Source organism: Thioclava sp. UBA3469, from assembly GCF_002378135.1.
Classification (GTDB): domain Bacteria; phylum Pseudomonadota; class Alphaproteobacteria; order Rhodobacterales; family Rhodobacteraceae; genus Thioclava; species Thioclava sediminum.
In genome coordinates this window covers 4,272-10,243 of sequence record NZ_DFRG01000056.1, presented here as the reverse complement: position 1 = coordinate 10,243, position 5,972 = coordinate 4,272, and the positions used below count along the sequence as shown (strand labels likewise).

Genomic DNA, 5,972 nt, shown 5'->3' with positions numbered 1-5,972 from the left:
GCTGGCGGGCGTCGCCTCGGGCGCGTTCTCAGGTCTGGCCGCGATGCCCGGGCCGCCGGCTGTGGTCTATTATCTCGGCGCAGGCACGCCGCCTGCGCAGACCCGAGCCTCGTTGCTGCTGTTCTTCTTCGTGGCTTCGGTGATCGCGGTGCCGGGGCTGTGGCTCGCAGGTGCGATTGACGGGGAGGTGCTCTGGCTGACCGCGATTTCCGTCCCGCCGATGGCGCTGGGCACCTGGGCGGGCACGGCGGCTTTCGCGCGGCTCGATCATGCGCAATACCGCAAGATCGCGATCGCGGTGATGGCGATCTCGGCGGTGCTGGCAGGGTGGCGGGGCCTCTCGGTCTATCTGTGATCGGCCCCGCGCCGGTCTCGCATCTGAGCCTTAGTCGCGGTGGATCTGGAACGGCGCCCAGCTCTGGCTCACCGGCATGATCTCGATCGAGTTGATGTTCACATGCGCGGGCAGGGCGGCGACCCAGTAGATGCTCTCGGCGATATCTTCGGGCTGCAGCGGATCGGCCCCGGCATAGAGCTTGTCATAGGCCGCCTTGTCGCCACCGGTGCGCACCAGCGTGAATTCGCTCTCCGACAGGCCCGGCTCGATAGAGGTTACGCGCACGCCGGTGCCCGACAGGTCCGAGCGCAGCCCGAGCGAGAACTGCTGCACGAAGGCTTTCGTCCCGCCATAGACATTGCCGCCCGGATAGGGCCAGTTCGCCGCGATAGAGGCGAGGTTCACGATCAACCCCCGGCGCGCAATCAGCCGATCCAGCGTGAGCCGCGTCATCACCGCGAGCCCGGTGATGTTGGTGTCGATCATCGCGCGCCAGTCATCCAGATCGCAGTCCTGCGCAGGCGCTGTGCCGCGCGCGAGGCCCGCATTGTTGATCAGCGCGTCGATCTGCGCGAAGCCTTCGGGCAGGCTGTCGAGCGCCGCACGTGTCGCCGCCTCGTCGCGGATGTCGAAGCAGAGGGGATGCGCGACCTCCGGTCCGCCGAGCGCGTCGACCAGCGCGTCGAGCCGTTCCTGACGGCGCCCGGTCACGATGACCTTCCAGCCCTCATGGGCGAAACGGCGGGCGATGGCGTCGCCGAACCCTGCGGTGGCTCCGGTGATGAGAGCGGTTTTGGTCATGAAGGGGCCTTCCTGTCTTGCTGCCTGTCGGGCCGCGCATCTCGGCGCGGCGGTCGCGGCCAGTCTGTCTTCGTGGTCTGCCGGTGCGACAGGGCCAGTCGGGGATTTCCCATGGGGCCAGTCCTGCGCGCCCGCGCACCGCTTGCCGCGGCACGATAGGGGCAGGGGGGCGGAACTGCAATTTCACGGGCGCGTGATTGCGACTATATGATCCGCGTGGTGCGGTCGGTTCTCGGGCTGCGGGGGCGCCCAACGGATCGAAGCGCGTTGAGTCTTTGTGCTATCCTGACGTTCGGGACGGCGCGCAATTGGCGTCTCGCGGATCGGATATGGAAAGGTAGCAAACTCGCATGGCTCTTTGGGTTCTGGCCATCGTCGCCATCGGTCTTTTCGGCCTTTTCGCAAGGCGGCGTCTCGACCTGCGGGCAGACCGGGCCGAGATGGCGCGCCTGAGTGCGTTTCAGCCCACCGATCCGCCGCGCTTCTCTGCCGATATCGTCGCCGATCTTCCCGAGCCCGCGCGCCGGTTTTTCACCTTCGCCATCGCGGAGGGGACGCCGCTCTACACCGTCGCCCGGCTGGAGATGCAGGGGCAGTTCGGCATGGGTGACAAATCCGCCCCCGGTTACATGCCGATGCGCGCCACGCAGGTCCTCGCCGCGCCGCATGGCTTCGTCTGGGCGATGTCGGGTGGGACAGGCGGGATGCGTCTCAGCGGCTCCGACAGCGCGAAATGGACCCGGTTCTGGATCGCTGGGCTCGCTCCCGTGGCCCGGTTCGGCGGCAGCGCGGATCACAAACGCTCCGCCTTCGGGCGCTACGTGGCCGAGGCGGTGTTCTGGACGCCCGCCGCAGTGCTGCCGGGCCCGAATGTGACCTGGGAGCCGGTCTCCACGAACATCGCCCGGATGACGATGCGCCATGACGGGCTGGAGCAGGCGGTCGATCTCACCGTCGCCGAGGATGGCCGCCCCGAGCAGGTCCGCTTCCAGCGCTGGAGCAATGCGAACCCGCAAAAGCACCACCAGCTTCAGCCCTTCGGCGGCTATCTTTCGGAGTTTCGCGAGGTCGAGGGCTTCCGGCTGCCGACCCATGTGGAGGCGGGGAACAACTTCGAGAGTGAGGCCTATTTCCCGTTTTACATCGCCGATGTCACCGACATCCGCTTTCCCAGGTGACGGCGCCTACCCGTGCCTCATAACCGCGCTTCACCGGGGATCACTTCGGTCACGGCGCCTTCGCGCGTGAACATCATGTCGCGCTTCCACCAGACGACGATCGCGGCGACGCCCACCAGAATCCACGTGTCCCAAGGCTGCGCATCCGGCCAGAACGGGTTGATGAGCTGCCAGTGAAACAGCATCGGAAACAGAAGGCTGCCCCGCGCCGCGTTGAAGATCGGCGTGACCAGAACCGCGAGGGTGATGTTGCCGATGAAGAAGGGCAGGAAGCTCCATTGCGCGAAGACCACCCCGGCGAGGTAGAAGGCGGGCAGGTGCCAGACGCCCCAGATCGCGCCGATCAGCACGCCCGCCCAGAACGGTGCGATATGGCGCTGCAACAGCGGTTGCGCGACGCCGCGCCAGCCGAATTCCTCGATGGGACCGAGAATCAGCATCATGAACATCACGCTGACCATCGCGCCCCCGCCCTCGGGCGGTATCGGTGCGATGAGGGGGCCGCCCTTGATCGTTGAGCCCCCCATGAAGACGAGCGGGATCACGAACAGGATGAAGCCCCACCACGGCGCGGGACAGCGCCAGATCAGAAGCCGCGACAGGAACCGGCGCAAGCCGCCTAGTCCCGCGGAGGTCACAACCACCGTGAAAGCCGCGATGGCCGGGGCCCAGGTGGCCAGAAAGAAGAGCGGATGCGCGCCGCTGATCTGGCCGAACCGCGCGGCCATGGCGTCAGGCCAGAAGATGTAGCTGCCGATCACGCCCCACGTGATCGCAAAGGTCAGTGCGAGAAAGGCGAGCAGGGCGAGCGCCGTGGATGCCGGGGTCGGGTGTTCGCGAGCGACAGACATTGGGTTGGCCTTGGAGCGTGACGTCAGGAAACGCGTTACCGTCGCCGTTTTCCGCGCGGGTTTCCTTGTTCTGGGTCAAGCGGATCGAGCCTCGAACGCCCACGACAGGCTAAGGGGCCATGAAGCGTCGCCGCGCCTCCACCGCGATGTTGTAGCGCTGTTCCAGATCGGCGATCAGCGCCATCGCGACGTGTTTGGCATCCTCTCCCTCCGCCTCCCGGTAGCTCTCTTTGGCGGCCTCCAGCAGCTTCTTGAGCTTGAACTCCTCGGGCAGCGCCCCGGCTTCGGCCATGATGCGCGACGCCACCGCCGTTGCCATATCGGTGAACGCCTCGCCCGAGCGATCCGGGAGCGGTTTGCCCTCGCCCGAGAGACCGCTCAGCTGGCCCTCCGCGAGGGCCTTCTGGATTTGCCGCTCGACGAGGCGGTTCAAGGATTGGGTCATGCGACGGTCCTGCCTGTTCCGGCGCCGCAGGAGGCGCGGCACTGCCGCGAGCATAGCGCGCTTAGAGCGATGCGAACACTCAGAGTTCTGTGCGAAACTTGTGAAAGACGGCGCGCGGGTTCAGGCCGGTCGCGCGAATTGCGGCAGAACCCAAAGCCCATCCGAGGTCGCCGCGCCCACCTGCAACTCGCATCCATAGGTGCGACTGAGGACCGGCCCGCGCATCACCGCCTCGGGCGGCCCATGCGCCTCGATCCGGCCTTCGCGCATCAGCACCATCTCGTCGGCCAGCTGCGCCGAGAGGTTGAGGTCATGCATCACCGCGACCACGCCACCACCCGCATCGGCGAAGCGCCGCAGGATCGCCATCACCTCCAGCTGATGCGCGATATCGAGGCTCGCGACCGGTTCGTCGACCAGAAGCCAGCGCGGCCCCGCGTGACTGACCGGTTGCCAGACCTGCGCCCGCACCCGCGCCAGATGCGCGCGGGCCTGCTGGCCGCCTGACAGCGACTGGATCGGGCGATGGGCCAGATCGCTCAACCCGACCTCGGCCAAAGCGGCGGCCACGATTTCGGGGTGATCGGCCTCGATCCCGGCATGCAGCCCCATCCCCACGACCTCGACCACGGTGAAGGGAAAGGCGACGCTGTTCGATTGCTCCAGCACGGCGCGCAGCGCGGCCAGCCGCCAGGCGGGCGTCTTCGCGATCTCATGACCTTGCAGCGTGATCCGCCCGCGATAGGGCAGCGCCCCCGAGGCCGCTTGCACCAGCGTGGATTTGCCCGAGCCGTTCGGGCCGAGGATCACCGTCACCGCGCCCGGTTGGGCGGTCAGCGAGAGGCCGTGCAACACGCCGCTACGCCCCCGCGCGACATGCAGATCGGAAATCTCCAGCATGTTCAGACCCCTCCCAATCCCTGACGGCGGATCAGGATCCACAGGAAGACCGGCGCGCCCAGAATGGCGGTGACGATCCCGATTGGCAGTTCCGCGGGCGCGACCACCAGCCGCGCGATCAGATCGGCGAGCACCAGAAGCGCCGCGCCGAGGAGGGCCGCATCCACCAGCAGCGTCTTGTGATCCGGCCCGCCCGCGATGCGCAGCAGATGCGGCACCACGATGCCCACGAAACCGATCCCCCCCGCCATCGCGACCGCAGCCCCCGCCAGCGCCGCGACGCCGATCACCGCGCGATGCTTGAGCCGCTCGATATCGTGGCCCATATGCGCCGCCGTCGCCTCGCCCAGTGCCAGCGCGTTCAGCCCGCGCGCAAGCCGCGGGGTCAGGATCAGCGCGGGCCCGATCAGCAGCCCGCCGACCAGCAGCTTCATATCGCTCGCGCCTGCCAGCGAGCCCATGCCCCAGAAGGTCAGGTCGCGCAGCTGCGTGTCATCGGCGAGATAGGTTAGGATACCGGTCAGCGCGCCCGCCAGCGCGGCCAGCGCGATCCCGGCCAGAAGCAGCGTCGCGATGGAAACCTGACCGCCCCGGCTGGCAACCCGATAGAGCAGCAGCGTGGCCGTCCACGCCCCGCCGAAGGCCGCGACGGGCACCAGCCATGTGCCGAAAAATGCGGCGATGGCGGCGGGGAGGAAGCCGCTCAGCACGATCATCGCGACGGCGCCGAGGCCCGCGCCTGCGCCGACGCCGATGATGCCGGGATCGGCGAGCGGGTTGCGAAACAGCCCCTGCATCACCGCGCCCGCCACCGCGAGCGCCGCCCCGACCATCAACCCCATGATCAGCCGTGGCAGCCTGATGTCGAGCAGTACGACGCGGTCGCGGGTCGAGATTTCTTCGCCGGTCAGCCATTGGCCCAGAACCTGCGGCAGCGAGACCCCCGCCGCCCCGGTCCCGAGCGACAGCGCCGCCGCGATCACCAGCAGCGCGATCAGCCCGAGCCGCAGCGGCGCGCAGGGTCGGCGCGCGGCGTCGGGCAGGGCGAGGGAGGTCATCGCCATCGCCTCAGCCCTCCGCCTCGGGATAAAGCGCTGCATGCAGAGCTTGCGCGGCCTGCGGCGTGCGCGGCCCGAAGCCCAGAAGCAGCATCCCGTCCATCGCGACCAGCGCGCCGCCCCGGGCCGCGCGGGTCTGCCCCAGCGCAGGATGGGCGAGGATGTCGCGCTCGGTCACCGCCATTTCGCCCTCGCGATCCATCGTCAGGATCACGTCCGGATCGGCGGCAAGGATCGCCTCGTCGGTGACGGGTTTGTATCCGGCGAACCCTGTCGCGGCATTCACCCCGCCCGCAAGCTCGATGATCGCCTCGGCCGAGGAGCCTTCGCCGCCTGCCATCACGCGGCCGTTCTGCAAAGACAGCACGAAGAGCAGCCGCTTCGGCGTGGCGACAGCGCCCG

The 5,972-nt window shown here is 68.2% G+C and carries 8 protein-coding genes; 2 read left to right on the top strand and 6 right to left on the bottom strand.

Annotated features, from left to right (window positions below; all coding sequences use genetic code 11):
• The coding region (locus B3D39_RS04135) for a TSUP family transporter (RefSeq protein WP_286789410.1) at positions 1 to 355 on the top strand (355 nt) is incomplete at its 5' end.
• Positions 356 to 385: 30 nt separating this feature from the next.
• Here the strand turns inward: B3D39_RS04135 and B3D39_RS04130 are convergent.
• Entirely contained in the window at positions 386 to 1,138 is a 753-nt protein-coding gene (locus B3D39_RS04130; protein WP_274961663.1) for an SDR family oxidoreductase, read from the bottom strand.
• A gap of 350 nt (positions 1,139 to 1,488) precedes the next feature.
• On the opposite strand from B3D39_RS04130, the gene B3D39_RS04125 reads away from it, so the two are divergent.
• Entirely contained in the window at positions 1,489 to 2,316 is an 828-nt protein-coding gene (locus B3D39_RS04125) for a DUF6544 family protein (RefSeq protein ID WP_274961664.1), read from the top strand.
• 17 nt (positions 2,317 to 2,333) lie between these two features.
• Here B3D39_RS04125 and B3D39_RS04120 read toward each other — a convergent pair whose 3' ends face one another.
• The 5 genes from B3D39_RS04120 to B3D39_RS04100 all read right to left on the bottom strand — a co-directional run.
• Positions 2,334 to 3,167, bottom strand: a complete 834-nt coding sequence (locus B3D39_RS04120; protein ID WP_274961665.1) for a CPBP family intramembrane glutamic endopeptidase — start codon at positions 3,165 to 3,167, stop codon at positions 2,334 to 2,336.
• 109 nt (positions 3,168 to 3,276) lie between these two features.
• Positions 3,277 to 3,612 (bottom strand): DUF1992 domain-containing protein, encoded by a 336-nt coding sequence (locus B3D39_RS04115; RefSeq protein ID WP_274961666.1) that lies wholly within the window; start codon positions 3,610 to 3,612, stop codon positions 3,277 to 3,279.
• Between the two features lie 120 nt (positions 3,613 to 3,732).
• On the bottom strand, positions 3,733 to 4,512 hold the full coding sequence (locus tag B3D39_RS04110; RefSeq protein WP_274961667.1) for a heme ABC transporter ATP-binding protein: 780 nt from the start codon (positions 4,510 to 4,512) through the stop codon (positions 3,733 to 3,735).
• 2 nt (positions 4,513 to 4,514) lie between these two features.
• On the bottom strand, positions 4,515 to 5,576 hold the full coding sequence (locus tag B3D39_RS04105) for a FecCD family ABC transporter permease (RefSeq protein ID WP_414717966.1): 1,062 nt from the start codon (positions 5,574 to 5,576) through the stop codon (positions 4,515 to 4,517).
• A 4-nt stretch (positions 5,577 to 5,580) separates the two neighbouring features.
• Positions 5,581 to 5,972, bottom strand: a 392-nt coding sequence (locus tag B3D39_RS04100) for an ABC transporter substrate-binding protein (RefSeq protein ID WP_286789409.1), incomplete at its 5' end; no start/stop codon positions are given.

Coding starts and splice junctions, on each gene's coding strand:
- B3D39_RS04130 (WP_274961663.1), bottom strand. CDS start 1,138: ATGACCAAAACCGCTCTCATCACCGGAGCCACCGCAGGGTTCGGCGAC.
- B3D39_RS04125 (WP_274961664.1), top strand. CDS start 1,489: ATGGCTCTTTGGGTTCTGGCCATCGTCGCCATCGGTCTTTTCGGCCTT.
- B3D39_RS04120 (WP_274961665.1), bottom strand. CDS start 3,167: ATGTCTGTCGCTCGCGAACACCCGACCCCGGCATCCACGGCGCTCGCC.
- B3D39_RS04115 (WP_274961666.1), bottom strand. CDS start 3,612: ATGACCCAATCCTTGAACCGCCTCGTCGAGCGGCAAATCCAGAAGGCC.
- B3D39_RS04110 (WP_274961667.1), bottom strand. CDS start 4,512: ATGCTGGAGATTTCCGATCTGCATGTCGCGCGGGGGCGTAGCGGCGTG.
- B3D39_RS04105 (WP_414717966.1), bottom strand. CDS start 5,576: ATGGCGATGACCTCCCTCGCCCTGCCCGACGCCGCGCGCCGACCCTGC.